This is a genomic window from Megamonas funiformis (genome assembly GCF_010669225.1).
GTDB classification, from domain to species: Bacteria; Bacillota; Negativicutes; order Selenomonadales; family Selenomonadaceae; genus Megamonas; species Megamonas funiformis.
The window spans coordinates 1,603,187-1,630,127 of record NZ_CP048627.1; the positions used below are offsets into that span (position 1 = coordinate 1,603,187).

Genomic DNA, 26,941 nt, shown 5'->3' on the forward strand with positions numbered 1-26,941 from the left:
CATAAGGCATATTATTAATATATGGATATTGAAGTTGATACTAAACAAAGGCTCTTTAATCAGCAAACACAATTAGCTAAGATAACTGCACAAATTAAAGATAATGAGAAAAACCAGAAGTTTTTACAATATCAAATAGATTGTATGCAACAAAAAGAGATTAAGAAAAGACTAAAACTTATAACTAAAATTTTCTCTGAGGTAGGTACTCCAGAAAACATTGATAAAGATGTTATCACTGGTATAGCCATATCTTTAAAAGCAAATTTACTCACTGATGAACAATTAGCATTTTTTAGACAAAAAGCGAGGCGAACTAAGTGCTAGAAAATCTTGATTTTGAAGGCAGAAAAAAACGATGCGAATTTAGATTAATAGGATTAAATACTAAAAAAAATGATATTATAAAGTCTATTAATAGAATGCAAAAATTTCTGATAGAAAAAAGAAATAAACTTCAAGAAGTCGACAAAGAAATTTGTAAAACCGAAGAAGAAATATTCACTTTAGAAGCTCAGGAATTTGCTTTAAATTTAAAGAATAATAAAGTTGACATAAAAAAATTAAATGCCAATAAAGTTGCTCAAACTATAATCGAGCAGAAAGATATTTTACTAAAAGAAGAAAATGAAGTATCTCCCGATAGAGAAAATACCGAACTGCTCTTAGATGACAAATCAATAGATAACATGACGATAAATGTTGATAAAAGTGAGGAAGATTTATGAGATTATTCATAGCTGAAAAACCTTCTATGGGGATGGAAATTGCCAAAGTTTTATCTAATAAAAATAATAAATCACTAGAACGTTCTGATGGCTTTATAAGTGTTGGAAATGATGTAGTCACTTGGCAGTTTGGACATATATTAGAATTAAAATCTGCAAGTGAACTTGATCCTCAATATGAAAAATGGTCATTTGATACCTTGCCCATAATTCCGCAAAACTGGCAACGCAAAATAAAAGATGATTGTGTCAAACAGTTTAATGTTATTAAAAAATTAATAGAAAATACCGATGAAATAATTCACGCTGGCGACCCAGACCGTGAAGGTGAACTCTTAATTCGTGAAACTTTAATTCATCTTAATAATACAAAACCTGTTAAGCGAATTTTATTAAACGCTCTTGATGAAAAATCTATTTTATATGCACTAGATAATCTAAAAGATGATAGTGTATTTGATAATTTATATATCTCTGCGGAAGCTAGAACACGAGCAGATTGGTTAATTGGGATTAACTTAACTAGAGCTTATACACTAATAGGCAAAGATAATGGCTTAACCACTAGCATTAATATTGGTAGAGTTATGACACCGACTTTTTCATTGGTAGTTCAAAGAGAAAATGAAATCAGACAATTTAATGCTACTAAGTATTATTCACTGACTGCTATATTTAAAAGTAATAAAGATGAGATACAAACTAAGTTGAAAGTTCCTGACGAAATAAAAGAAAATGATTATGTAATTGATAAAACCTTAATCGAAGATATTGAAAATAAGCTCAAGAAAAATCCTTTAGCTATTATTTCAGATTATACTGTAGAGAAGAAAACAGAATACCCACTTTTACCTTATTCTTTATCTGAATTACAACTTGTAGCAGGTAAGAAATATAATTATGAACCCAAATTAGTACTGGATACTGTGCAATCACTTTATGAAAAGAAACTAACTACTTATCCACGTTCAGACTGTAGTTATCTTCCTGAAAATCAATTTGATAATGCTACAGAAATTTTAAATACACTTTCTAATATTGATGATAATTTTAAAACATTAATACAAGAAGCTAATCCTAAACTAAAAAGTAAAGCATGGAATGATAAAAAGATAACAGCTCATCATGCAATTATTCCAACAGCTAAACAATGTGATATAAACAATTTATCTGAAACAGAAAAAAATATTTATAAACTAATATCCACTTGTTATATTGCTCAATTTTATCCTGCTCATATCTACAACAAAACTGATATCAAAATTAATTGTAACGATTATATCTTTACTGCTACAGGTAAAACTATTTTAGATTTAGGCTGGAAAAAATTATATAAAGCAAACCATAATGATGAAGAAAATATTCTTCCTATATGTCATAAAGATGATAAAGTAATATTTATTAATTCAAATATTACTGAAGGAATAACTAAACCACCAAAAAGATTTACACCAGCTACACTTCTTGAAGCTATGAAAAAAATTGATAAATTTGTCAAAGCCCCTGAAGTGAAAGCAATATTAAAAAATGTATCTGGCATTGGTACTGAAGCTACTAGAGCGTCAATCATTGAAAAGTTACTAGACAAGAATTTTATAGCAAAAGATAAACAAAATCTTATTCCTACTAAATACGGAGAAAGTATTTATAAAATATTACCACATTTTCTAAAAACGCCAGACATAACGGCTATATGGGAAAATGAACTTAGTAAAATTGCTGAAGGTACGGGTGATGTACAAAAATTTTTAGGTGGGCAAATAAAAATCATTAACGAAGCTATCAAGCAAACTAAAACTTTAAAACTTGATATAGATATGCCAAAATGTCCATATTGTCATAGTATATTGCGACCAGTTATTTCTAAAAAGACCAATCTTAAATATTGGATATGTAAAAACTTTTCTACTGCTGAAGATAGTAAATGCAAAAAGGGAATTTTTTCAGATAAAGATGATAAACCTGTATTAATTCATTGTAATAAATGTAGAAAAGGATATATGAAAAAGAATATCAGTAAGGATAATAAAATCTTTTGGGGTTGTGATAATTACCCAAAATGTAAAAATATTATGTCTGATAAAAATGGATTGCCTAATAACTCTACAAATACAAAAAGAAAGAAGTTGTTCAAATGACTACATATGAAAGCAAACAATTATTAAAACCAGTAATAAGTATCACAGAAGGCATTGAACTTGGTACAGTTAGTGATATTATCATTGATGGAGAAAACAAAAAAGTAATCGCTCTTGGTATAACTAAAGATAAACTTTTTTATAAAGCCTTACGTGTAATTCCTTTTGAAAAAATATCCTCAATCAATGAAGATAATATCTTAGTTATGTCATCAAAAGATATTATCTCGTACAAAGATTTCAACCTAGACCTTGAAAAAATCTTGCAAGATAGAATTAATATTTTAAACACAATTTGCCTTAGTGGTAGTAAAAAATGCGGAACAGTAACAGAATATACTATTGATGAACAAGGCAATATCTTAAACTGCAAAATAATTTACGAGAAAACCGTTAATGTTAAAGATATCAATATTTTTGCTAAAGATTATACAATCATGAAAAATACTGATAACACCGAAGTAATATCTACTAAAAAAATAGATAATGTCATAACTAAACAAGATGAACCTATACAAAAAGCTACAGTAATTCAAAGCACAAAGCAAAATACTAAAAATGAAAAAAATATTAATGACAAAAATTTGAATTTGACCTATAAAATGTTTCTAGGTAAAACTTTAAAAGAACCACTTACTATAAACAATAAAACATATCCTGTAGATACAGTATTAACAAAACAAATGATTGATGATATAATTGCTGTAAATAAAATTAATGCTTTAGGAAAATTTGTTAATATGTAACTATGTTTAAGAGGTGATAATCAATGACTAAAAGTAAACAAGTAGTATATCAAGATAATGAATATGTTATTTTTGAAGATGGCTCTGGTGGAGCTATTATGTCTAATGAAGAAATAGAAGATGCTGAAAAATTTGATGAATGGTTTAATTCTTTGACTAAAGAAGAACAAGACGCTTATATTCAAGATTTAAAAGACCATGGTCTTTTAGATGAAGATGAGGAACTATAAGAATCAGTAGATGCAGCTACCTATTCTCATAACTCCCGTATTTCAATCACTTCCAGTAATACTAATGGTATAACCTTCAGCTAAACAAACAAGTTTTATAGTATGTTGTTTTTTATATTTCACAAAAACAATTCCATTATTTTGATATAAAAATTTCAATGCCTTGTGAAAATAACTATTTACATTTCTTTTATCAAGTTTAAAGCTATATACTTTCTCTTGATTATTGCCTTTTATATACAAAATCATGCACATTTTTTACACTCCTTATAAAGTCGTGCTAGAACTAACTAGCACGGCTTTTTTATTTCAGTTACTAATTAAAAAGGTATTTCTTCATCTGTTGCAGTATCTTGAGTGATTTCCTCTTGACTTATATTTTGTTCTTGATTTTGAAGTTGTTCATTTCCTGCTGTAACTTTCGACCCCATAAATTCAAGTTTTTGAGCAATGACTTCTGCAATATAATGTTTTTTGCCATCTTGAGCCACATAATCTCTAATTTGTAAATGTCCTTCGACTAATATTTGACTTCCTTTTGTTAAGTATTTACTACATATTTCAGCTAATTTATTCCATACAATAATCGGAATAAAATCTGCTTGTTGTTTTTCCTTATCTTTGCTAACTCTACGATTTACAGACAAAATAAAACGTGCTATTGCTTTTCCTGTTTGAGTGTATCTCATTTCAATATCCTTGGTAAGTCTTCCAGCTAATATTACTTTGTTCATGATAAAAACCTCACTTTGTTTATATTTCCCTTGCGACTATTTTTTTTCGCTTTTCGCACGTCTTTAGATAATGACAGAAAGGAAAAAAGCAAGGGTAGCGAAGCTATACATTTCACCCTTGCCTTTTTGGAATGAATGCCATTATAGTGCAAGCAGAAAAGCGACAAAAAGTTATTTTATCATTGTTTTAAATTTAATCCGCAGGATTATTTTCTATCATATGGCAATTTTTTATCGCTTGATGTACATAAAAAAATAGCAGACTATAAACTAAGTTATAATCTGCTAGTATTATTTCATCTCATTATTTATTTAGTTGTTGACGTAATCGGTTTACTTCTTCAATACTCAAATTAGTAATTTTGGCTATAAGTTCAGGACTAAGTCCTTCTTTTAGTGCATTCGTAGCTGTTTCTATTTTATTTTTTTCTATACCTTTAACTATACCTTGTTGATGAGAATAACCATGTCGTATTCTTTCATCAAGAATAGCTTCCTCACGTGCTAAATATTCTTTACGTAGTTCATCATTGCTATTGAAATATGCTTCATAATCTAAAGCTTGTTTTATTACAGGGTTGTTCATCGCTAACACCTCCATATCTTTATCCGTGTATTTACCAGAAAAATACGCTCCCCATTGTTCGGCTTTTTTTAACCTTTTAATATCACTGATTTTTATTTTAGGCAATTCTAAAAAGTGCATTTCTAAATGGCGAGTAACTACCACATTAGTATTAGGCACACAAAAACAACAATAATTGTGCCATGAAGATAAGGTTCTAAGTTGATCTAAATTGAAATTTAATAAATTAATACCAATGGTTCTTTTTAATACTGGGTATTTTTCGCCAGAATTAAGTTGATTGCCATAAATTCGAGAAAGATAAAATAATGAACGTTCAGGCATATAATCCTCTCTGCTGACCTGTACTTCTATATCCCAAAAAGTGCCGTCATCAGTTTGAGCTTGAATATCTAATCTTGACAATTTACCATCAATTTTATCTGGTGTTTTTTCTGTATTTAAAAACTTCAAATCAACAAAATATTTGTTATCTTCAAGTTCAACAATAGAATTTAGAAAATCTAATGCTAATCCTTTACGCTCATCTCTTCCCATTAAATTTTTGAAAAAATAATCATTTAAACGGCTAAAATTTTTGATTTTGTTCATAATATTATTCCTTTCATGCACTAAAAGATATTTTAAAGTACATACTCTATTTATTATATCATTATTTATTGTTTATAGATATGATAAGCTAAATGCTTATCATATCTAATTTTATCATTGGACTAAACTTTGCTGTAATCGTTGCAACTTTTTAATTATAGTTTTCTTTTGGAATTGCATTTGCTGATATTTATATTGTTCTTCTATCAATTCTAAAATCTTTAAATCTATTTTTATATTATTTAGTTCATTTATTAATTTTTTTGTATTTATCATTTACTACACCTCTTTTTATATAGTCGTGCTAAAGATTAATTTAGCACGACTTATTTATTTTATTAATATAAAGCAACAAAACCGTTACTACTAAAAGAACCATTTACATTTATCATATAATCTCTACCAATCTTTTCATAGTCTAAATACATCTTTAAATTATCGTCTATATGACCTAAAAATCCTTCATCAACCAAAGTATTACCTAAATCATATTCATCATCAACATCATCATAATAAGTATAATTACCGTCAATAGCTATTTCATAAGCTTCATCAAAATCAGAGTTACAATCAAGTATTGCATTGAAAGTATCAACATCTATAATATCGATAAGTTCTTCAATCTGTTCAGCAATTTTTTTCAATGTATTAATAGATGTATATTCCCCTATTTCTATATTAATATTAGTATCTACATCTGTTATAAAATATTCTTCATAATCGCTATTATCTTTTACACCTATATTACTAAGTTCTTCAATCCAATCTGTATCAGATGTAACATCTACCCACTTACCAACTAAATAACCTTCAACATATTTACCTAAATTTGTTAAATATACTTTTACATAGAAATCTTTCATGATAAAAACCTCGCTTTATTTATGTATTTTCCCTTGCAACTATTTTTTTCGCTTTTCGCACGTCTTTAAATAATGGCAGAAGGGAAAAAAGCAAGGGTAGCGAAGCTATACATTTCACCCTTGCCTTTTTGGAATGAATGCCATTATAGTGCAAGCAGAAAAGCGACAAAAAGTTATTTTATCATTGTTTTAAATTTAATCCGCAGGATTATTTTTTATCATATGGCAATTTTTTATCGCTTGATGTACATAAAAAAAACAGCAGACTATAAACTAAGTTATAATCTGCTGATATAATCTAGGCGATACACTTTAATTTTGTATCTTGTTTCATATACACGTCATCTGTTGCTACTTTTAACTTTGCTATTTGAGCAAATTCTATAACTAAATCATTTAATAAATTATCCCTAAACACAGGAACATTTCTATATAATTTAGCTTGTACAATGCTATCTTGATTAATTTCTAACAACACTTTAGGCTTTCCACTATTATCAGATATAACCACTAATTGAAGCCTATTATTTATTCTATCTTTGTAGCCAGCCGAACAATTTTTCATCTGTTTAGCTATATATTTAAGCTTACTATACTTATTTATACAACTACATTGAAATTTAGTATTCATCATATAAATATTAAACCTATTGATAATGTTTTTTGATATATGAAATCTTATTTCTTGTTCGGCTTGTTTAGCAACCTCTATAGAAAGCCAATCATGAGCCTTACTAAAGGGAATTTTATGTCTGATAAAGTTTTTCTTTATCTTATTATTAGCACTGTACCATAAATTCATTATATCAATTAATTCTTGTTTATTTTCTAATAATTTTGTGGGGTGTAATTGAGGATAAATTTTCAATACAAATAGATTATAAAAATCACAAATAGCTTCGATTTTTCTAGGTAAAGACGAAAAATTATACATAAAATCCATGTAAGTCAATGAGTTTAACCAGCTTTTATAATAGCTAAATAAGAAATTTGCAATATTGATATTTTTAATTTTATATATCAATTTAAGTAAAAATATATTATCATAGGAAAAATTCTTTAAAACAGTTTTTGTATATGGCAAAGATAAATATTCAAAACAAGCTCTATGGTAAGATATATTCTTTGTTACCATTAGTATATAGATACTTTTTTCAAAATTAACATCTACAAAGTTATCTAAAAGCAAACTCTTATTACGTAAAAAATTACGATTGTAGATAATATTCTCACTATCCCAAAATCTTACCTTGTGGGCTAAATTTAATACATTAGCAAAGAGTTTATGCTTTAAATCCACATTATCAACATACAATGATTTTTTAGTATAATTATGGATTATATTTTCTTTTTTCTGAATTGTATCTCTTAGTATCTTTAAAAGACTATTTAAACTTAAACCAGATTTTATATTATGTCTTATATGAAAGAACCATAACGCTGAATGTTCTCTTAACTGTTCATAATCTGTAATATATCCTATTTCTCTTTTCTCAATTAGTTTATTATCTTTGGACTTTTCCCAGATTACATCACTATTTTTTATATCAAATGTAAAAACTTCTTTTATATAATAGACATTAGGATAGCTTTGAATATCTTTTATTTGTATTGCTGTATAACAGATTTTCAATTTAATCTTAGTTTTCATCTCTAAAATTTTAAAAACTGTAACATAAGGCAAATAACTATCATATGCACCACTAAACATTATTTCACTCTTTTTATAATGTCTACCGCATATAGGACAAGATATTTCTTCTATAGCTTCATAATGGCACATAGAATTAAACTGAAATACACTACTACAATATCTACATACAGCACTATCTTTATTAATAAAAATACCAGCTACTCCATTATTATGATAATTATAATACTTTTCTCTTGAACCTATTTTAGTTTCTGCAATAATTTTCATATACGATACCACCTTTTTAGTGAGAGGAGATAACTCCTCTCATTTATTTTTTATCAATCTGTTTGTTTTTTGTAGAACACAATTCAAAACTATTTAGGATAATTTGTGTATAATATTTTTTCTTACCTTCTTTATCTGTGTATTCACTGATATTGATATTCCCTTCAATCTGCATTTTATCGCCTTTTTGTATACCTAAATCTCCCATTATTTCAGCAAGCCTACCAAACACTACTACATTATAGTATTGAGCTTTCTTTTCTTTAGTTTTTCTATCAAATATATTTTCAGCAAAAGGAAATTTCAAAATACATATCCCTTTGGGGCTATAATCTATTTCAAAATCTTTAGCAACTCGTCCTACGCCATATATTTTCATTGTTTTTCCTCCACTTCTTCAAATAATGAAAATTCATCTTTATTTTCTTTTGTACAATTAGATTTAGTATTATCTTTTTCTACTATCTTAGTCGGTTTATTCAATTCATCTAAAACTGATTGATACTTATTTATCAATTTTTCTATATGATTTAATGCTTTTATCTGTGATTGCAAATATGCTTTTACAACATTATTATTTTCTGCATTAGGTTGACTATTATCATAAAGTATTAACCTATACATATCTTCAAATATTTTATTTTCCATAGAAATCATTCGTTGTAATTGCATTACATCAATTTTAGAAATATCACTATCTATGGTATTTATATCTAACATTATTTTATTTCTCCTTTTGTAGATATAGAAGGTTATACCTTCTATATCTACATCTAATATTAAAATGGTATAAATTTTGCACAAGGTTCTTGTTTTATAAATTTAATATGTTCATATTTTAAATTTTCTATATATGCTTCTATTACTGTTGCTTCTTCTTCATTAAAACCTACTGCAATTATTCCCTCTGGTGTTTCTATGTCTTTTTGAACTAATACATCTCCACATAAAACTTCTTCATGCTGTTTATATCCAAATAATACTGAAGCTTTTTTATTGATAGCTTTATCTGTAAATAAAAATTCATCATCAAATACTAGACTTATATTTAAATTTAACTCATCTAGTTTTAATCCTTTTATGTCTATATAATCACAGTTTAAAATATCAGTATATTCATTTACAGACATTTTCTTATCAGTAATTATACGTTTTAATTCTCCATTAGATTTCAATAAAATATTTACTTGTTTCATATTTATCTTCCTTTCTAAGCGACTTTTTTTGTCGCTTTTCGCACGTTTTTATAACAATGAAAAAAGCTATTACAAGGACAGCTTTACGCTGCAACGTTTATCCTTGTAATAGCTTTTGTAATTGTTATAATTAAGCGAAAGAAAAGCAATATATTCTATATATCATTGTTCTATTTTTAAAATATTATTTTCATTTAATAAGTATTTTACAAATATAGTATATTCTATAAAAACTGATGAGTAACTAACTGGTAGTAAACAAAACTATCATTATAGCCTTATTTATCAAGATATATATTTACCAAGAGTTGTATTTGAATCCATGGAATTTGGGAAATTTAAATACCTTTTATACTAATTTAACTTTAACAAGAGTTGTATTTGAATAGAATACAACATTAAAAATGAGGGTTTTTTCTGGATTTAACTTTAACAAGAGTTGTATTTAAATTAACTCTCTAGCATTAGTATAACAATGAAAAAAGCCTTAGGAACTGACCCTTCCTAAGGCTTTTGTGCGTCATCATGAGTTTGACTTCGTCTATACTTAGTATAATATATTACATAGATTTTGCAATACAAAGCTTGTTATTGTGCAAATAAATATTTATGATAAACTACATCCTAAAAATCAAATAAAAACGGCAGCAAAATGGCAACAATAAAAAAGTACCTGCATAAAACAGGCACTTTTATAAATAAATATACGAATATTATTTTCTCACAAAAGTCATAATTATAGTATCTTCACTATAATTATGCTTCATTTTCTCATAGTCTTTAGCCTCAATAGGTGTTATAACTACAGTCTCTAAGCTAGGATTTAATTTATTTACCTTTTCTACTACGCCTAAATGTTCATCACCATGAAAACTTCCTTGTACATGGAGGACTTTTGTATCTTTATGTTCCTTTAAAAATTCAACAATACTTTCCGCCATGGTATCGTCTTTTAAGCATTGAGCTTTATAGAAAGCTTCTATTCTTTCTGGTGTCATCATCATATGACCTTGACCATCACCCATAGACATATAATTTTTGAATTTATCATAATATCTTTCATATTCTACTAAATGTTTTTTCGGCAAATAAATTTTATCTTTATCTTCAATTAAAGCTAAATCACCTACTTTTGTATATTGATTAGCTATTCTTCGTGGAATATTCGATGCTAAAACATACATATCTTTTTCTTTAGCAAATTCTACTAATGGTTTATAATCTGTTTGGTAATTTTCCCATGGACGAGAATTATTTATAAATTCTGTTTCTGTTATTTCATCATTCAAATATTTATCCATTACAGGCTGAACATCTCTTTCAAACATTTCCATAGATAATATCATATCTTTATTTTGTTTATACATCTCTTGGAAAAATGATAATTCTGCTTCATGAATAGATTTTTGGTCGTGATATTCATCAAAAAATACTACATCATAATTTTGAGAAATGCTCACCGCTTTATCTAAATCAAATTTTTCCCCTTGATAATAATACTCTACGTCAGATTTTCCATTTTGTGCTTGAGCCATACCTCCCAAACAACTAGTCAATACTAGCCCACTACAAGCAATTATCTGCCAAAACTTTTTCAAAACACCATCTCCTTTTAGTAAAAATTTATTTATTAATTAAAACAAAGTAGCAAGATTTTACCCTGCTACTTTATTTAATTTATCTTATTATCTTAGAAAGTCCATTCTGCACCCAAACGCCAAATCATACCATCTAAACCAATATCACTAATTTTTTTATCAAAAATATTATCTACACCTGCATAAACTCTATTTCCTTCACCAAATTTTTTATTGAGTACAAAATTAGTTGTATTAAAATTATAATCATTATCATCATAATGGTATTTATTAGTCCATTGTTGCCATAAAATCGCACTATATCCCCAATCATCATGATCATCATATAATAATTGCAATGTAGTCATATTTCTTGCTCTATTATCTAAACGATCACCACTCACTTTATCTGTTGCATCAAGCCAGTTACTTGTTGCTTTTATTGTCCATTTATCGTCTAAATTGCGACCAATTTCCATTTCCACACCATCAATTTCAGCTTCATCTACATTTATATATCTCTGATCATAATAACTACTACCTATTTGTTTTGTAGTGATTAAATTTTTAACATCATTATTGAAATATGTTAATTTACCAAAATTATTATCTTTTTCAGCTTCAAAACTGATATCCCATGAAGTAGATTTTTCTGGTTTTAAATCTGGATTGCCATAAACATTGACAGTTTGCCCACCCATTGCACGATGCATTGCCATATATAATTCACTAATAGTTGGAGCTTTGAAGCCTTTACCCCAATTAGCTTTAATGCGACTATTATCACTGATAAAATATGTCGCACCTATTTTTGGTGTAACTTCCCCACCAAAAGAACTATCATGGTCATAACGCATAGATGGAATTACTAATAATTTATCATTCACTTGCCATTCATCTTGGATATATCCTGCCCATGTATTTATTTCTTTATCTGAATAATATTTATTACTCACTATTCCATTTCCTGATTGACTTACTTGATGTACATTATCACCTCCATCACTCAAACGAGTACCTTCGACTTTATTTTGACGATATTCGCCACCAAATGTCAAAAGATGATTATCACTTAATTGCACAGTATTTTTACCTTCTATGCCCCAAAGCGTATAAGTGGATTTATCCCAATCATATTTTGGATACATTGAACCCAAAATATTTTCCATTGGTCCTGGAAAATTATTGCGATAATTATATAAATTATTTTCTTTATCCAATCTACTATAAAAAGTCCTAATCATATAATCACTATTATCAGTTTTGCCACTATAGCCTAAGCTATAATCATATCTTCTATAATCATACCATTCTTTTTTATCCTTACTAGTTTGAAAAACACCTGTTGATGTATATTTATCAGCATAATCTGCTTTTGTATGTTCATTATAATAGCCAAGCGTCAAATCAATTTCTTTATCATTGCCTAAATCCCATGTTCCAGCAAAATTAAAATCTTGAATAGGGCCATAATAATTACTGCCTTCGTCTCCGGCTTGCATATTCTTGCGTACATCACTAAAACGCATATCAAAAGTAGAACTGAAATTTCCCTGTTTACCAAAATCTATATGATAATAATTATTTATAGCTTCTGATCCTGTAGAAAGACCTACCATAACTGATGGCTCTTTTGATTTTTTAGTGATGATATTAATTACTCCACCTAAAGCATCTGAACCATATTGTGCTGAAGCACTGCCACGCACAATTTCAATACGTTCAATATTTGACAGACTCAAGCGACCTAAGGCATAAACGTTTTGTGTGGCACTTGTATCTTCTCCAGCAAATCTTTTACCATCTATTAAAATTAAAGTATGATTTGTACTCATTCCACGAATCATCACATTATGACCTGCCATACCTGCTGAAGTTACATCTACATTAGCTGCCAAACGAAGTGCAGAATAAACATCTGTTGCTCCTAATTGTTCAATATCTTCTTTAGTAATTACTTCTACAGTTTGCGGTACAGCTTTTACTTCCTCTTGAGTTCGTGTCGCTGTAACTACTACATCTGGTGTAACTATCACGTCATTATTTTGTATATCTTGTGCATATACTGGACTTGATAAACCTAATAACACTGATAAAGTCAATAAAGTTTGTTGTTTTTTTGTAGATAATCTCATTATATTAACTCCTTTGTATGTAATTGTTTATATTAACAATAATCATTATCATTAATATAAACAGATTAAACGTATTATTTGCTTTTCTTTAGCTATGAATATTTTTTATTTAAAAAGTAATCTCTGCTCCTACACGCCAAATTCTACCTTCTAAATAAATATCTCCTATTTTTTTATCTCCAATATTATCTACACCTGCATAAATTCGTCCATTTCGACCATCATCAAAAGCGAATTTTTTATTTACTACAAAATTTAAAGTATTATAATCATAATTTTCATTAGCATAATGATAATTACTTACCCAAGAATTCCAAAGTTTAGCACTATATCCATTAATATCATTATCATCATAATCCAATTCCAAAGTGGAAATATTATCAGCTGTCGCAGATACTTTTTCCCCATCACTATCTTTAGCATTAAGCCAATTACTAGTCGCTCTAATAGACCAATTATCATTGAATTGGCGACCTACTTCAAATTCTACGCCATCAGTTTTGGCATCTTGAGCATTGATAAATGTATTTTTTCCATTTACCTTATCATATGTTATTAAATTATCGTATTTACTATTAAAATAATTTAATTTCAACCAATTATTATCTTTTTCAGCTTCAAAACCTAATTCCCATGTAGTAGCTTCTTCTGGTCTCAAATCTGGATTTCCATATATCGTAGTAAAACCATGATCTTGCCCAGCATATAATTCCACTAAATTCGGAGCTCTCCATGATTTACCCCAATTCGCTTTTATACGACTATTATCACTTAGAAAATAAGTTGCCCCTAATTTTGGTGTTGTTTTTCCGCCAAATTGTTCATCATGGTCATATCTTACTGCTGGAATAAATAAAATTTTATCATTTATAAACCATTCATCTTGAATATATCCAGCATAAGCAGAATTGTCCTTGCTATTACCTTCACCTAAAGCTAAGATTGGACCTTCTACACCTATATTTTTATATTCAACACCATAAGTTAATAAATGCTCATCTCCTGCTTGTACTGTATTTTTAGCTTCAATACCTAAAGTATCAAATGTATTTTGCTTATAACCATTATTTTTACTGCCTTTATATTCTTCCTTATCATATCGATTATAATAAGCTCTAATCATATAATTACTATTATCGCCTTTTCCATTATAAGCTATACTATAATCTTGATTTGTCTTATCATAATTTGTAGAACTTTTGCCCATTCCCATAGAAGAATAATCTGTTATTTTCTTTGATTTTTCATCATAATAACCTATATAAAAATCTAAATTATTACTATCATCAAATGCATACGTTCCACTAAAATCATAATTTGTTCTAGGTCCAAAATAATTTGTCCCTGTGCCACCGACAAATTCACGTTTACGATATTTAGCAAAATTAGCATTCACTACCCCATTGAATTTACCTTGCTGACCTAAATCAAAACGATAATAATTATTCATGACATCAGTTCCTGTATTTGCTCCTACAGTTACAGATTGTTCTTTGGATTTTTTCGTAATAATATTGATTACTCCACTTTCAGCATCTGCACCATATTGAGCGGAGGCTGCACCTCTAACAATCTCAATGCGTTCTACACTAGATAAATTTATCTTATCTAAATCAAAAGCTCCTCTAGTCATTGATGAATATTCATTTGACATTCTTCTGCCATCTAATAATACTAATGCACCTGCATTTTTCCCACGGACCATCAATCTATGACCTGCACCAATTTGAGAAACATCAACATTTGTTGCCAATTTCAAAGCAGAATAAATATCTGTTGCTCCTAATTGTTCAATATCTTCACTGGTGATGACTTCTACTGCATTAGGTACAGCTTTCACTTCTTGCTGTGTTTTTGTAGCTGTTACCACTACATCTGGTGTTTGGATTACTTCGCTGGCTTGCGTGCAACTTGTCAATCCCATCAATATAGATAAAGTTAAAAGTGTAGATTTACGTTTTTTTGTTAGCATTACTCGTCTCCTTCATTATAAAATCAATTTCTATAAATGATAATCATTATCATTTATACTTTAAAAATTATGGCAGTTATCAAAATTAATCATAACTGCCTTATTTTATTTATATATTTAACCTTGTGCTGCTATTGGCTGAACTTCAAAAGATTTTTTGCCCATCAATAATTGTTGTGTAAGTTCTATTATTGTCTGTGTGATATTATTTTGCCAAAATTGACCAGCAACTGTCATTTTATAAGTATGGCCACATTTTTCAAATAAACCATATTCCACCCAAATATTGAGTACTTCTTCTAATTGTAAAAGTTCTTCACTATATACTTGAGCTAATTTTTGTATATTTACCATACAATTTTCAGTCTGTGCTTGAATATCCTTAAATAAAACTTTGCCTTCTGCTTCTTTGGTTAAAACCATCAATGGCCATTTTCCTTCATCAATAGCATTCATATAACGCTGTAAATCTCTATTTAAAAACATAGAAATATCTCCTACAAAACCGCCAGCCCCTGAACCAAATGGTATCACATCAGCTCCTGATTTTGCCAAAGTATTATACATACTGCGTTCACGATTTGTTTTTGCCCAATGACAGACACTCAATCGTTTATAAGCTAATTCATCTAAATATGAAATAGCTGCTTCTAAATATTTTGCCTGCTGTTTTGTCGTTGCCGCAGGTGGTATTTTGCCATTATCTATCGCTTTTTTTAATGCAGATTGTTCAAATACATTTAATTGATATAAATCCATACCATCAATTGGCAAACTATCTGCTATTTTTAAATCATTTACAAAGTTATCCACATCTTGAGCAGGTAACCCATAAATCAAATCTATGATTAATACTGCTTGATTATAACTTGCAGCTCGTTTGAGATTTTCAATAACAGTTTCTTTATCATCTTTGCGTCCCATACTTTGACGGATAGCCGTATCAAAAGATTGTACACCCACAGATATGCGATTTACACCATGTTTAAACCATACTTGCAATTTTTCATCAACTAAATCATGCACACGAGCTTCCATAGTTATCTCGCAATCATTAGCAAGTGGCAATACTTCATTCATAGTTTTTAATAATCTATCTGCATTATATGGCGATAATGTAGATGGTGTTCCGCCACCAAAAAATACAGCATTGATCACACTATCTTGTACATATTTATATTCTTTTGCCATCAATAATTGCTTGATTAATCTATCTACATACATGGTTTCGCGTTCTTCATTAGAATAATTCTGGAAAAAACCACAATATAGACAAATTTGACTACAAAAAGGAATGTGTATATATACTGCTTTCTTTTTACTTTTATCTCCTTTTCTTTGCATATATTCAAGCCAAATTTCTTGCTGTTTTACAGGTGGTACCATCTGTCCATTTGCCCCTGGATGAACTACTCTTTTTTTGCTAAAAGTCTCCGTCAAAGGCTGACAAGATTTTTCCCCTATCATCATCTTATATTGTTCAGTTGATAGACTATCTAATATTTCTCTTATTTTGCTCATAAATTCATTTCACCACTCATTTTTGCTTTAATCTCACTAAATACTTTCTTTGCATTAGCCAAATCTTGCTCATCAGGGTGTGTACTAGCTTTGCGATGACGTTCCAAACGCTTTTCATCTACTGCATGAAAATTTTCTTTAGAAACTTTCGTGCCAAACATTTTTTTCATCGCTTCTAATAATTTGGGATCAATCTTTCCTTGGCAGATAAATCTTCCCATAATCTCATTAGAACTATCTAACATATCTATACCATTTTGCAAACTAGTTTTTGCATGTTCTGAATCTGGTTCAGCTCCTAGCGTAGCATATACAGCCACTTTACTATTGCGAATGGATTTCAAAAATTTACTAGCTTTTGCATCAGCTGTTCCTTTGTCCACCCAAAAACCTACAACAACTAAATCATAACCTGTAATATCAGGATTATCTTCTACTTTATAAATATCACAATTCGGAGCTAAAACTTCGGCAATAGCTTCTCCTACCATTTTTGTATTACCTGTTAAACTAGAATAAACTACTATTGATTTCATTTTTTATCTCCTTCTTTTCTATAAAAAATATATCTTTACTCAAATTATAGTCTAAATTTATCTTAAACACACTAAAATTTAAAACTTTTATTTTATATCAATTAGATTATTCATTATAATTTTTTAATTGATATCTACTAATTACCAACAAGATTAATGTGATAATTATTAAATAAATCATATCTAACAAACTATACACACTAAATACTTCTGTACGCAATAAATTATTCGCTAAAGTCAATGGCAAAATCCCCACTACAATCTGCAACCAATCCGGCAAATTATACAACGGAAAAAATGTACCACAAAAGAAAGTCATTGGTGTAATTATAAAATTTATCACTGAAGATAACGCATCTGGATTTTTGATCCAAAGACCTATGGCAATCCCTAAAATACCAAAGCAAAAGGCAGATAATAAAATCCCTAAAAATCCCCAAAGGCTCAACATCGGCACATCAAAAAATACCATAGCTATGATATAGATAATACCTCCAGCTATAAAGCCACGAGTAACTCCAGCCAAAGTAATGCCTAATATAACTTGAAAAGCCGAAATCGGACTCAATAATAATGTCTGGAATGTTTTAAAATAAAATCTCCCCACACTCACTGATAATGATGTCTGTTGAAAAGCATTCATCATGACTGTTATCGATAACATTCCCTTTGCCAAAAAAGGTAAATAACCACCATGGATATTATTCATCACTGGCCCAATCCCCATGCCAAAGGCAAATAAATAGATTATCGGAAACATTACCGCTGAGAAAATATATCCTAATTTTCCCATCTTCTTTTGCAAAAGTGCCATTTCACGCATATATACTGCTAAAAAATTCAAAATTAATAAGCCTCCTTACCAATAAATCGTAAAAAAGCTTTTTCTAAAGTTATATCTTCATTTTCATCTTTTTGCATTATCTGCTTTATTTTTTCTACTTCATCTATCGCCAATAATTCTCCTTGTTTTAAAATAGCGATTTTATCACAAAGATATTCAGCTTCTTCCATATAATGAGTGGTGATAATTACACTTATCCCCATATTTTTTAGTTTTTTTATTTCTTGCCAAATATCATATCTCACATCAGGATCTAATCCCACACTTGGTTCATCTAATAATAAGATTTTAGGTTTCACTAATAAAGCTCTAGCAATCATTGCTTTTCTAGCCATACCGCCAGATAATTTCTCAATCTTTCTATCTTGCCAAGTATTCATCTCAAATTGAGATATTATTTTTTCCACTTCATATTTATAATTTTTCATCTTATACAAACGAGCATAATATAGCAAAGCTTCTTTAACGGAAAATTCTCTTTCCATATTATTATCCTGCATGACAAAACCTAGCTGAGACTTTATCTTTGCTCTTTCTTTATCAGCCTCAATCCCTAAAATCTCAAGCTTACCTGAATTTGCTCTACTTAAACCAGATATTATCTTCATCATACTTGTTTTACCAGCACCATTAGGGCCTAAAAGCCCCAATATCTCGCCTTCTTCAAGTGTGAAACTTATATCTTTTAAAATAATTTTATCCTTAATTTGTTTATTTATCTTATTTAAACTTAAAACCTGCACTAATTTTTCTCCCCTTGTTTTACATCATAAGGGAAACAAACTAAATGTTTTTGTCCATTTTGTTCTAAAGACATGACTGACGTTTCTACATCATATAAATCACAAAGTATTTTTTCTGTAAATACATCTTGCACCAAACCTTCAGCAAAAATCTTGCCTTTTTTCACCGCTACTAAGCGATGACTATATCTAGCAGCATGGTTTAAATCATGCAAGACCATAATCACTGTGATTCTTCTTGTTTCATATAATTTATATACTAAATTCATCAAATCCAATTGATGTTTTACATCTAAATACGTAGTCGGTTCATCTAATAATAAAATCTCTGGGTTTTGAGCTATTGCCATTGCTAGCCATGCTCTTTGACGTTCACCACCAGATAAAGTATCTAATCTTCGATATCGCATATGTGATGTATTTGTCTGCGTCAATGCTTCTTCGATTTTTTCTTCATCAATTTTATTCGGCGAAGAAAATAATCCTTGATGTGGCATTCTACCATAACAGACTAAATCATAAACAGTCATATCCATTGGAGCCGTTGAAGATTGTGGCAATATTGACATCTTGCGTGCTATATCACCAGGTTTCATTTTTTGAATGTCTTTTCCTTCTAATAAAACAGTCCCATGTGTAGGCTTTAATAATCTACCTAAAGATTTTAATAATGTGGATTTTCCTGAACCATTTGGGCCAATAATACTTATTATCTCTGATTTATCTACCTTGAAATTCAATTTATCAGCAATGATTTTTTGCCCATATTGCAATGTAAGTTTATCTGCTTGTAAAATCATCTTTTTTGCATTCCCCTTTTCAATAAATAAAGGAAAAATGGTGCACCAATAAATGACATAAATACACCTACAGGCACCTCTATAGGACTAAAAGCAGTCCTTGCCACTGTATCTGCTACAATCAGTAAAATTCCACCAAAAATAGCTGAACTTGGCAATAAATAGTTAAAATCAGAACCCACTACTAAACGCATCATATGTGGCACTATAAGACCAACAAATGTGAGCATACCTGCTACACTTACAGCAGAAGCAGCTAATAAAGCCGCCAATGTAACGAGGAAAAATCTTGTAGCTTCCACTCGTGTTCCCAAACTTTTTGCTACATCATCACCTAATTGCAAAGCGTTTAACAATTTACTACTGATACTCACACCTACTAAACCAATGATAGTATATGGCAAAATCATAGTTACATGCTTCCATGAAGCACCTGAAAAACCACCTGCCATCCAATTCACTGTACCTTGAATTTTATCGGAGAAAAATACCATCAAACATGTCATACCGCCAGCAAAAAATGCTGAAACTGCCACACCAGCTAAAATCAATTTAAGTGGCTGAATACCATCTTCCCATGCCAATGCAAATAAAATTAAAGTCGCTATCATCGCTCCTACAAAAGCTACGATTGGCACCATATTCGTATATTCAGGTAAAATAATCATGACTACCATAGCAGCAAGAGCAGCCCCTGCTGATACCCCAATAATACCTGGATCTGCCAATGGATTTTTCAATACACCTTGTAATATACAGCCTGCAATAGCCAAATTTATACCAGCAAACATCGCTGTAAGCACTCTAGGAATGCGAATGTGATATAAAATTCTATAGCTTTCTGTATTTTGAACACCTACAAACACATTATATAAATCGCTAAATGATGTATTTGCTGTACCTATAATCACGCTGATAAATAAAACTGCTACCAACAAAATCAGTCCCAAAAACATCACTAAATTGCGTTTTTTACTTCTAGGATCTTTTATCTTTTCACTTATACTAGCAATAGCCATTACCATACCTCATATTTTTTATTCTTGTAAATATAAATCATCTGCCAATATATTTATCGCTTTAGCTATATTAGTACCAGGATTTACAGCAAATAACTGATATGGTAATACATATACTCTATTATTTTTCACAGCAGATATATCTTGCCACAAAGGATTTTGCCCTAAATTTTCATCTATACTATTTTTTACTGCGTCCACATCACCATGAGTTACTACAAATATCGCCTCTGGATCTTGTGTAGCAATATATTCCATTCCTAATGGGATATAGCCACTATCTTTTGCTACAGAATCCACATTATCTGCTATATTATTACCACCTAAGCGTTTTAATAAATCTCCTGTAAATGATTTACTTGTTGCCATACTAAAGCTATCTGTCGTTCCCCAAATTATCAAACTTCTTGGAGCTGTTTTATTTTCTGCTCTAGCAATCGCTTTTTCATAATCAGCTTCTATTTCTTTGATTTTTGCTTGAGCAATTTCTTCTTCTCCTGTTAATTCTCCATAAAAACCTAAAGTGGATATCACATCTTCATATGTGTCTAAAGATTTAATCAACACAGGAATATTAGCTTTCTCTAAAGTAGGAATTAATTGCTGATGAAAAGGTACATTTACACCAATTACTAAATCAGGTTGTAATTTCAAAATAGTTTCTACACTAGGATTATGAATTACACCGATTTGCTCTATATTTTTTGTTCCTTCTTTAACTTCATCACTCAAAGCTTCTGAAGTAGGTTTTCCCACTATTGTATTAGTCTCTTTACCACCAGCATAATAATATAAATCTAAATGAGAAGCATTTAATAATACTACACGTTTAGGATGTGTTGGTATTGTTACCTCTCTACCTGTGCTATCTGTAACGACTCTTGTTGAGCTGATATTATTTGTATCTCCTTCATGTGAGCGAAAGCCTAAAAACAATCCGCCAATAGCTATCAAACAAATAATGCCAAAGATTACTTTTCTCAAATAGCCACTCATATTTTCACCTCTTTATTTTTCAATCAACTTTTTATACAAATTTTATTTACATCTTTGCCAATTTTACTTATACAACTACATTTAGGACATTTTATTTCTACATATTTAACATTTCCATAAAAAAGCAATCTATTACATCGCTTACATCTATGTTCTGGTAATTTAGTTAACGTTTTTTTTTCGTCTTTTTTTTCATCATCTATAATAATATTTTCGATTTCTTCTTGTTTTAATATAACTTCTTGCATCAAAAACAGCTCTTTTCTCAATATCAATTCAAATAAAAATTAACAGGAACATTCATACTAATACTTTCACCTAAACCATGACTAAATGGACATGCACTATATACTGCATTTAAAGCAGCCTTATCTAAATTCCCATTAACGCTAGAAACTACACCTGCACTGATTAAATTTCCATTTGCATCAATAGTTACATTAATAATTACTGTGCCTTGCTGATTTAATCTAACAGCTGCATACGGATAAGATTTATGATTTTCCACAGCTTGAGCAAATCTACTTGCTACACTATATCTATCTTCTGTAACATTTGCTCCGCCACTAGCTCTTCCATTATTGCCACCAGCCATGCCTTCTGCTGTGCCACCACTTCCACTGCCACTGTTTTTATTTTCGCTACCAGAAAAATTCTCACCATCTCCCTGACCAATACCGTCACTGATTACTTGCGTATCATCTTCTGATATTGTATTTGTTATATTATTGGAAGCTGGTAAAATTCCATCTTCTGCACTAATTTCATCTTTTTCAATCTGCTTATTTTCTACATTATTTATTTGTTTTATATCTTTATTTTGATTTACTTCATTATTTTTATTCCTGATATTTTGATTATCATTATCACTATTATGCTTAAAAATATTTTCTATATCTCTACTAAATGAATTGAATGATGATTTTTCTTGAACTTTTGCTATCTGTTCTGGTGTGTCCGCTAGATTGACTGTAATCAATTCTTCTTTTGGTCTTTGTATCTCCTGATGAAAGCCTGCTACCACAGCACCAATAGTTATGACTACTATAAAATGAAAAACAAATGATATTGAAAAAGATTTTTTCCAAATATGCTTTTTCATTGATTATTTCTCCTGAGTAGCTATGGATAATTTGGTTACACCTGCACTCTTGATTTCATCCATCACTTTGATTACTTTTCCATGTTCTACATTCTCATCAGCTCTTAAAATCACAGGAGTATCTGCTTTATCAGCTAATTGTTCCACTCGTGGTTTTATTTCTTCAATGCCCACCACAGTATCACCTATACTGATTGTGCCATCTTTCATTAGTGTAATAGCCACTGGCTTTGGTGCTTCTTGATGACTAGAAGATGCTACTGGCAAATTCACAGGCATAGATTTTTGATAAACCATTTGCAAAGTGCTAAATAAGAAAAACACCATCAAGAAAAATATAATATCTATCATCGGTATAATCATCAATCGTGGTGGTCTTGCCACGCGATTACTACGTATATTCATTATTATTTACCTCTTGCCTTACTAATCACTACAGTACAAACATTTTCTACATCAGTTAAAACACTATCTAAGCGATTACTAAAATAGCTATGCACAATCAAGGCTAGCACGGCTACACAAAGACCAGTAGCTGTCGCAATTAACGCCTCACCTACACCACCAGTGATTAATGCAGGATTATCACCAGCAACATCTAATACTTTAAAAGAACTAATCATCCCCACCACTGTACCTAATAAACCTAACAGTGGAGCCATTGTAACAATAGTATCTAAATAATTTAAATTTCGTTTTAACCCATTTGCTCTAACAGAAATATATTCCTCAAAACTTTCCTTCATTGACATTGGACACTCACGATATTTTAAACCTATCGCCAATACATCACTGACAAAGCAACGATTATTAGCACATACTTTTTCTGTTTCTTGCCAATTACGCTCTTTAGCTAAAGCTAAAATTTGTTGAGCCATATCTTTATTATCGCCACAAGTCCTCTTATAATAGATAAAACGCTCAATACCAATAGCAACAACTAAAATAGAACAAGCTAAAAGTGGATACATCACCCAACCACCATGATGAAATAATTCTAATGCACTAATAATAAAATCCAATTTAAACGCACCTTTCTCTAAATAATAATCTTCATTAAAAAGATAAAACTCCATAGAATAAATCCAAAATAAAATTTTCCTATGCTCTACATAAAAATAAATACACACAAAAATTTTATTTAAAAATATATTCTATGGAGTTCTAGACTCTCTTTTAAAAATTACATAAATAATTATATTGAAAACAATTCTCATTGTCAAATATTTTATGAACAATTTTTAAATCTATTCAATTTTATTTTTTAGTACATTCTAACCATTCTTGATAAATATACTCTTTCAATCTATCAAAAGTATCACTATCTTTTTTACCTACAGCTTTTCCTTCAAATTCTGTAGCACGAATACACAAATCACCAGAACTACTTACAATTACTTCATCAGCATTGATTAATTCATCTACTGTAAAAGGTCTTTCTTCTACTTCAATATTCAACGCTTTACATGCTTTTAATAAATGCGCTCTAGCAATACCAGGTAAAATATATTCATCAGCAGGATGAGTGATGAATTTCTTATCTTTGATTATATGCACATTACTATGAGCACATTCTGTAACTATATCCCCGCGATGAAATACAGTTTCATCACAATTATTTTCCTTAGCATGTTGATAAGCTACTACACTAGGAATTAAATTCAAAGTCTTAATATTACAATGCAAAAATCTTGTATCTTCCATAGAAGTCAATTTGTATTCTCTATCTTTATCAGTTATTTTTTCTGGGCAAATTGTTATCCATAAATTAGCTTTTTGCTCTTTATCATAATTATGACTTCTAAGCCCATTACCGCCACGAGTAGCTTGCCAATATACAAACAGTTCATCATCATCTAATTTTTGTACTAATTCATTCAATAAATCTTTTAAATACTCTTTAGTAAAACCTAAATTGATATTTAACAATCTAGCACTATTAAAAAATCTATCAACATGTTCATCAATAGCCATGGTTTTATAATTTCTAGCGCAAGTGGCATCATATACACCATCGCCAAACCAATGGGAACGATCTGACATAGGTATCATTATTTTATCAATTTCATCATATTTTCCATTATAATAACCTAAAGTTTTCATAAAAAATCTCCTTTAATTAGACAAAGACCCGAAGATTACTATTAAAATATATACACAAAATTAATAGAATTCTTCGGGTTTTTATTTCACTAAATTATGCTTCTTGCGCTTCTTGTTTGCAAATAACAACAATATCTTTTATTTCAGCACGGAAAAAATCTGCTACACGATATGTATTGCTTTCATAAAAAGAAATACAATCAGAACCAGGTAAAGATGTAGCATCATGATCTCTAAAAATTGTAGGTTCTCCTACATATTCTCTACCATCATTACAAATAACTCTTACAATGTGACCTTTGTATTGTTTAAAATCTTCATTAAACATGCACAATCGCTCCTTAAAACTTTGATTATTATAATTTTACCTTATACCATCTTTATTATCAACTATTAAACAATTATTTACAATATTTTATAATTTAGTATAATATTATATACGTTGTTTTTCCAACAAAGGAGTAGTTTTATGCAAAAATATTTAGATATACTCAAAAACTCAGCTTTATTTTCTGGCATTGATACAAAGGATTTAATCAATATGTTCAAATGCCTTTTGATGAACATAAAAACTTATGAAAAAAATTCTTATATACTCAAAGCCTCTGAACCACTCGTTGAAGTAGGTATAATTTTAAAAGGTAGAGTAAATATCATCAAAGAAGATTATTGGGGCAATCGAACAATTCTCACTACGCTTTCAACAGGCGATTTATTTGGCGAAAGTTTTGTTTGCACGAATATTAACAATAATTGTTTTAGCATTGTAACTGCTGAAAAAGCTGAAATTATGTTTTTAAACTATCAAAAAATAACTTCACCTTGTCAATTTGCATGCAATTTTCATTCAAAAATTATTCAAAATATGCTTTTACTCATAGCTAAAAAAAATATACAATTAACAACAAAGATAGACCATTTAAGCAAAAAAACAACTCGTGAAAAAATCTTATCCTATCTATCTAGCGAAGCTTTAAAAAATAATAATAATTCTTTTACCATTCCCTTCAATAGACAAGAACTTGCAGATTTTCTTTCTGTTGAAAGAAGTGCTATGTCTGCTGAATTATCACGCATGCAAAAAGATAAACTAATTACTTATCACAAAAATAATTTTACTTTATTATAATTTTTATTAAATGATTAAAATTTAGGAGTAATCACATGTTTAAATCTTTACGTTGGCTTATAAAATTTAGAAAAAATTTCCAAAATCTAAAAAAACATTATCAAATAATCATCTATGCTACTAAAAAAGACTTTGCTTATTATCAAAAAAAACAAAGTTTAAGCGATTATCAAATAGAAGAAGTGCTTTTTTATATAGCACGAATGCAAGATTATCATCAAAAAATCTCATCTATGTCACTTCTTCAAGCTGGCATCACTAAAAATAGAGATTTTCAAACTTATATCGGTTTATTAAAAAAAAATATGTTTAAATGCAATGAAATTTTAATGATAGGCGCTCGCCATGAATTATTGAGATTTCAACAAGATATAGATTTTCTAATCAATGATAAAAGCCATGATTTATTCAAGCACCTAAGCCCAGATATTCAAACAGCTTTTATTAATATTTATAAATTAACACATAACACCATAAAATCTATAGATGAAAACAATTTAAGAAATTTTGCTCAATATAAATATAAATTAGATATATTTCTAGAAAAACTTAATAAACGCCTATCTCCGCAAAAATATAATACACTTTTCAACGAAATCAACAGACTTCAACAAAAATCTTAACTAAAAAATTAAAAACTAAATATATAATCAACTAAATAATAAGTTTGTAAGAAGTAACTATATGTTACTTCTTTTTTTATGCAGATTTTATCGATTTTTTCTCTTGAC

Annotated in this window: 32 protein-coding genes; 7 read left to right on the forward strand and 25 right to left on the reverse strand. The window is 29.4% G+C overall.

The features are described from left to right. Positions 1–21: 21 nt before the first annotated feature. From GXM21_RS08130 to GXM21_RS08150, 5 genes are read left to right on the forward strand one after another with little or no spacing between them, the layout of a single operon-like run. Positions 22–327 (forward strand): hypothetical protein, encoded by a 306-nt coding sequence (locus GXM21_RS08130; RefSeq protein WP_008537482.1) that lies wholly within the window; start codon positions 22–24, stop codon positions 325–327. After that, positions 321–728, forward strand: a complete 408-nt coding sequence (locus GXM21_RS08135) for a hypothetical protein (RefSeq protein ID WP_008537481.1) — start codon at positions 321–323, stop codon at positions 726–728. The genes GXM21_RS08130 and GXM21_RS08135 overlap by 7 nt, the downstream gene beginning before the upstream one ends. Further along, on the forward strand, positions 725–2,866 hold the full coding sequence (locus tag GXM21_RS08140) for a DNA topoisomerase 3 (RefSeq protein ID WP_008537480.1): 2,142 nt from the start codon (positions 725–727) through the stop codon (positions 2,864–2,866). The genes GXM21_RS08135 and GXM21_RS08140 overlap by 4 nt, the downstream gene beginning before the upstream one ends. Next, positions 2,863–3,612 carry a PRC-barrel domain-containing protein gene (locus GXM21_RS08145; protein ID WP_008537479.1) on the forward strand — a complete coding sequence of 250 codons (750 nt, stop codon included), beginning with the start codon at positions 2,863–2,865 and terminating at the stop codon, positions 3,610–3,612. The genes GXM21_RS08140 and GXM21_RS08145 overlap by 4 nt, the downstream gene beginning before the upstream one ends. 23 nt (positions 3,613–3,635) lie before the next feature. Beyond that, positions 3,636–3,842 carry a hypothetical protein gene (locus tag GXM21_RS08150; protein ID WP_008537478.1) on the forward strand — a complete coding sequence of 69 codons (207 nt, stop codon included), beginning with the start codon at positions 3,636–3,638 and terminating at the stop codon, positions 3,840–3,842. 42 nt (positions 3,843–3,884) lie between these two features. On the opposite strand, the gene GXM21_RS08155 is transcribed toward GXM21_RS08150, so the two are convergent. From GXM21_RS08155 to GXM21_RS08275, 25 genes are all read right to left on the reverse strand, one after another. Beyond that, positions 3,885–4,097, reverse strand: coding sequence for a hypothetical protein (locus GXM21_RS08155; protein ID WP_008537477.1), 213 nt, complete (start codon positions 4,095–4,097; stop codon positions 3,885–3,887). A gap of 65 nt (positions 4,098–4,162) precedes the next feature. After that, positions 4,163–4,576 carry a single-stranded DNA-binding protein gene (locus tag GXM21_RS08160; protein ID WP_008537476.1) on the reverse strand — a complete coding sequence of 138 codons (414 nt, stop codon included), beginning with the start codon at positions 4,574–4,576 and terminating at the stop codon, positions 4,163–4,165. Between the two features lie 304 nt (positions 4,577–4,880). Then, complete coding sequence (locus tag GXM21_RS08165; RefSeq protein WP_008537475.1) at positions 4,881–5,753, reverse strand: Rpn family recombination-promoting nuclease/putative transposase; 873 nt, start codon at positions 5,751–5,753, stop codon at positions 4,881–4,883. Between the two features lie 114 nt (positions 5,754–5,867). Next, a complete protein-coding gene (locus GXM21_RS08170; RefSeq protein ID WP_008537474.1) occupies positions 5,868–6,029 on the reverse strand; it encodes a hypothetical protein in 162 nt (53 codons plus the stop codon). A 62-nt stretch (positions 6,030–6,091) separates the two neighbouring features. Then, positions 6,092–6,616, reverse strand: a complete 525-nt coding sequence (locus tag GXM21_RS08175) for an antirestriction protein ArdA (RefSeq protein WP_008537473.1) — start codon at positions 6,614–6,616, stop codon at positions 6,092–6,094. A gap of 298 nt (positions 6,617–6,914) precedes the next feature. Continuing rightward, positions 6,915–8,537 (reverse strand): PcfJ domain-containing protein, encoded by a 1,623-nt coding sequence (locus tag GXM21_RS08180; RefSeq protein ID WP_008537472.1) that lies wholly within the window; start codon positions 8,535–8,537, stop codon positions 6,915–6,917. A gap of 43 nt (positions 8,538–8,580) precedes the next feature. Further along, positions 8,581–8,916: a single-stranded DNA-binding protein gene (locus tag GXM21_RS08185; protein WP_008537471.1), complete on the reverse strand. Its 336-nt coding sequence runs from the start codon at positions 8,914–8,916 to the stop codon at positions 8,581–8,583. Then, entirely contained in the window at positions 8,885–8,953 is a 69-nt protein-coding gene (locus GXM21_RS13250) for a hypothetical protein (protein ID WP_071987386.1), read from the reverse strand. Before GXM21_RS13250 ends, GXM21_RS08185 begins: the two co-directional genes overlap by 32 nt. 363 nt (positions 8,954–9,316) lie before the next feature. Continuing rightward, a complete protein-coding gene (locus tag GXM21_RS08195) occupies positions 9,317–9,733 on the reverse strand; it encodes a hypothetical protein (RefSeq protein WP_008537469.1) in 417 nt (138 codons plus the stop codon). A gap of 713 nt (positions 9,734–10,446) precedes the next feature. Then, positions 10,447–11,331: a ChaN family lipoprotein gene (locus GXM21_RS08200; protein WP_008537467.1), complete on the reverse strand. Its 885-nt coding sequence runs from the start codon at positions 11,329–11,331 to the stop codon at positions 10,447–10,449. Between the two features lie 92 nt (positions 11,332–11,423). Beyond that, positions 11,424–13,445, reverse strand: a complete 2,022-nt coding sequence (locus GXM21_RS08205; protein ID WP_008537466.1) for a TonB-dependent receptor plug domain-containing protein — start codon at positions 13,443–13,445, stop codon at positions 11,424–11,426. Positions 13,446–13,554: 109 nt separating this feature from the next. Continuing rightward, positions 13,555–15,417, reverse strand: coding sequence for a TonB-dependent receptor plug domain-containing protein (locus tag GXM21_RS08210; protein ID WP_008537465.1), 1,863 nt, complete (start codon positions 15,415–15,417; stop codon positions 13,555–13,557). Positions 15,418–15,534: 117 nt separating this feature from the next. Beyond that, the gene (gene hutW, locus GXM21_RS08215; RefSeq protein ID WP_008537464.1) at positions 15,535–16,938 is read right to left on the reverse strand and encodes a heme anaerobic degradation radical SAM methyltransferase ChuW/HutW; all 1,404 of its coding nucleotides are present in this window, start codon (positions 16,936–16,938) and stop codon (positions 15,535–15,537) included. Beyond that, positions 16,935–17,474, reverse strand: coding sequence for a flavodoxin family protein (locus GXM21_RS08220; RefSeq protein WP_008537463.1), 540 nt, complete (start codon positions 17,472–17,474; stop codon positions 16,935–16,937). The genes hutW and GXM21_RS08220 overlap by 4 nt, the downstream gene beginning before the upstream one ends. A 106-nt stretch (positions 17,475–17,580) precedes the next feature. Next, positions 17,581–18,318, reverse strand: a complete 738-nt coding sequence (locus GXM21_RS08225) for an ABC transporter permease (protein WP_249068207.1) — start codon at positions 18,316–18,318, stop codon at positions 17,581–17,583. A gap of 2 nt (positions 18,319–18,320) precedes the next feature. Continuing rightward, the gene (locus tag GXM21_RS08230; protein ID WP_008537460.1) at positions 18,321–19,061 is read right to left on the reverse strand and encodes an ABC transporter ATP-binding protein; all 741 of its coding nucleotides are present in this window, start codon (positions 19,059–19,061) and stop codon (positions 18,321–18,323) included. Then, the gene (locus tag GXM21_RS08235) at positions 19,061–19,861 is read right to left on the reverse strand and encodes an ABC transporter ATP-binding protein (RefSeq protein WP_008537459.1); all 801 of its coding nucleotides are present in this window, start codon (positions 19,859–19,861) and stop codon (positions 19,061–19,063) included. The genes GXM21_RS08230 and GXM21_RS08235 overlap by 1 nt, the downstream gene beginning before the upstream one ends. Continuing rightward, positions 19,858–20,880 (reverse strand): FecCD family ABC transporter permease, encoded by a 1,023-nt coding sequence (locus GXM21_RS08240; RefSeq protein ID WP_008537458.1) that lies wholly within the window; start codon positions 20,878–20,880, stop codon positions 19,858–19,860. Before GXM21_RS08240 ends, GXM21_RS08235 begins: the two co-directional genes overlap by 4 nt. An 18-nt stretch (positions 20,881–20,898) precedes the next feature. Further along, on the reverse strand, positions 20,899–21,876 hold the full coding sequence (locus GXM21_RS08245; protein ID WP_008537457.1) for an ABC transporter substrate-binding protein: 978 nt from the start codon (positions 21,874–21,876) through the stop codon (positions 20,899–20,901). Positions 21,877–21,899: 23 nt separating this feature from the next. Further along, positions 21,900–22,124, reverse strand: coding sequence for a hypothetical protein (locus GXM21_RS08250; RefSeq protein ID WP_008537456.1), 225 nt, complete (start codon positions 22,122–22,124; stop codon positions 21,900–21,902). Between the two features lie 23 nt (positions 22,125–22,147). Beyond that, positions 22,148–22,978 (reverse strand): energy transducer TonB, encoded by an 831-nt coding sequence (locus tag GXM21_RS08255; RefSeq protein ID WP_008537455.1) that lies wholly within the window; start codon positions 22,976–22,978, stop codon positions 22,148–22,150. 3 nt (positions 22,979–22,981) lie between these two features. Further along, positions 22,982–23,383, reverse strand: coding sequence for an ExbD/TolR family protein (locus tag GXM21_RS08260; protein ID WP_008537454.1), 402 nt, complete (start codon positions 23,381–23,383; stop codon positions 22,982–22,984). 2 nt (positions 23,384–23,385) lie between these two features. Then, positions 23,386–24,000, reverse strand: coding sequence for a MotA/TolQ/ExbB proton channel family protein (locus tag GXM21_RS08265; protein ID WP_018999549.1), 615 nt, complete (start codon positions 23,998–24,000; stop codon positions 23,386–23,388). Positions 24,001–24,235: 235 nt separating this feature from the next. Beyond that, positions 24,236–25,081: an aminotransferase class IV gene (locus tag GXM21_RS08270; RefSeq protein WP_008537451.1), complete on the reverse strand. Its 846-nt coding sequence runs from the start codon at positions 25,079–25,081 to the stop codon at positions 24,236–24,238. Positions 25,082–25,175: 94 nt separating this feature from the next. After that, positions 25,176–25,409 (reverse strand): LSm family protein, encoded by a 234-nt coding sequence (locus tag GXM21_RS08275; RefSeq protein WP_008537449.1) that lies wholly within the window; start codon positions 25,407–25,409, stop codon positions 25,176–25,178. Between the two features lie 141 nt (positions 25,410–25,550). On the opposite strand from GXM21_RS08275, the gene GXM21_RS08280 reads away from it, so the two are divergent. Both GXM21_RS08280 and GXM21_RS08285 read left to right on the forward strand, forming a co-directional pair. Then, on the forward strand, positions 25,551–26,210 hold the full coding sequence (locus tag GXM21_RS08280; protein ID WP_008537448.1) for a Crp/Fnr family transcriptional regulator: 660 nt from the start codon (positions 25,551–25,553) through the stop codon (positions 26,208–26,210). Between the two features lie 35 nt (positions 26,211–26,245). Then, the gene (locus tag GXM21_RS08285) at positions 26,246–26,833 is read left to right on the forward strand and encodes a hypothetical protein (RefSeq protein ID WP_008537447.1); all 588 of its coding nucleotides are present in this window, start codon (positions 26,246–26,248) and stop codon (positions 26,831–26,833) included. Positions 26,834–26,941 lie beyond the last annotated feature (108 nt).

Excerpts from the sequence above, each read along its gene's own strand:
- GXM21_RS08205 (WP_008537466.1), bottom strand. The coding sequence starts at position 13,445 with ATGAGATTATCTACAAAAAAACAACAAACTTTATTGACTTTATCAGTG.
- hutW (WP_008537464.1), bottom strand. The coding sequence starts at position 16,938 with ATGAGCAAAATAAGAGAAATATTAGATAGTCTATCAACTGAACAATAT.
- GXM21_RS08220 (WP_008537463.1), bottom strand. The coding sequence starts at position 17,474 with ATGAAATCAATAGTAGTTTATTCTAGTTTAACAGGTAATACAAAAATG.
- GXM21_RS08180 (WP_008537472.1), bottom strand. The coding sequence starts at position 8,537 with ATGAAAATTATTGCAGAAACTAAAATAGGTTCAAGAGAAAAGTATTAT.
- GXM21_RS08160 (WP_008537476.1), bottom strand. The coding sequence starts at position 4,576 with ATGAACAAAGTAATATTAGCTGGAAGACTTACCAAGGATATTGAAATG.
- GXM21_RS08195 (WP_008537469.1), bottom strand. The coding sequence starts at position 9,733 with ATGAAACAAGTAAATATTTTATTGAAATCTAATGGAGAATTAAAACGT.
- GXM21_RS08185 (WP_008537471.1), bottom strand. The coding sequence starts at position 8,916 with ATGAAAATATATGGCGTAGGACGAGTTGCTAAAGATTTTGAAATAGAT.
- GXM21_RS08285 (WP_008537447.1), top strand. The coding sequence starts at position 26,246 with ATGTTTAAATCTTTACGTTGGCTTATAAAATTTAGAAAAAATTTCCAA.
- GXM21_RS08130 (WP_008537482.1), top strand. The coding sequence starts at position 22 with ATGGATATTGAAGTTGATACTAAACAAAGGCTCTTTAATCAGCAAACA.
- GXM21_RS08210 (WP_008537465.1), bottom strand. The coding sequence starts at position 15,417 with ATGCTAACAAAAAAACGTAAATCTACACTTTTAACTTTATCTATATTG.
- GXM21_RS08245 (WP_008537457.1), bottom strand. The coding sequence starts at position 21,876 with ATGAGTGGCTATTTGAGAAAAGTAATCTTTGGCATTATTTGTTTGATA.
- GXM21_RS08275 (WP_008537449.1), bottom strand. The coding sequence starts at position 25,409 with ATGTTTAATGAAGATTTTAAACAATACAAAGGTCACATTGTAAGAGTT.
- GXM21_RS08235 (WP_008537459.1), bottom strand. The coding sequence starts at position 19,861 with ATGATTTTACAAGCAGATAAACTTACATTGCAATATGGGCAAAAAATC.
- GXM21_RS08175 (WP_008537473.1), bottom strand. The coding sequence starts at position 6,616 with ATGAAAGATTTCTATGTAAAAGTATATTTAACAAATTTAGGTAAATAT.
- GXM21_RS08150 (WP_008537478.1), top strand. The coding sequence starts at position 3,636 with ATGACTAAAAGTAAACAAGTAGTATATCAAGATAATGAATATGTTATT.
- GXM21_RS08145 (WP_008537479.1), top strand. The coding sequence starts at position 2,863 with ATGACTACATATGAAAGCAAACAATTATTAAAACCAGTAATAAGTATC.
- GXM21_RS08250 (WP_008537456.1), bottom strand. The coding sequence starts at position 22,124 with ATGCAAGAAGTTATATTAAAACAAGAAGAAATCGAAAATATTATTATA.
- GXM21_RS08140 (WP_008537480.1), top strand. The coding sequence starts at position 725 with ATGAGATTATTCATAGCTGAAAAACCTTCTATGGGGATGGAAATTGCC.
- GXM21_RS08270 (WP_008537451.1), bottom strand. The coding sequence starts at position 25,081 with ATGAAAACTTTAGGTTATTATAATGGAAAATATGATGAAATTGATAAA.
- GXM21_RS08170 (WP_008537474.1), bottom strand. The coding sequence starts at position 6,029 with ATGATAAATACAAAAAAATTAATAAATGAACTAAATAATATAAAAATA.
- GXM21_RS08260 (WP_008537454.1), bottom strand. The coding sequence starts at position 23,383 with ATGAATATACGTAGTAATCGCGTGGCAAGACCACCACGATTGATGATT.
- GXM21_RS08240 (WP_008537458.1), bottom strand. The coding sequence starts at position 20,880 with ATGGCTATTGCTAGTATAAGTGAAAAGATAAAAGATCCTAGAAGTAAA.
- GXM21_RS08165 (WP_008537475.1), bottom strand. The coding sequence starts at position 5,753 with ATGAACAAAATCAAAAATTTTAGCCGTTTAAATGATTATTTTTTCAAA.
- GXM21_RS08255 (WP_008537455.1), bottom strand. The coding sequence starts at position 22,978 with ATGAAAAAGCATATTTGGAAAAAATCTTTTTCAATATCATTTGTTTTT.
- GXM21_RS08280 (WP_008537448.1), top strand. The coding sequence starts at position 25,551 with ATGCAAAAATATTTAGATATACTCAAAAACTCAGCTTTATTTTCTGGC.
- GXM21_RS08155 (WP_008537477.1), bottom strand. The coding sequence starts at position 4,097 with ATGTGCATGATTTTGTATATAAAAGGCAATAATCAAGAGAAAGTATAT.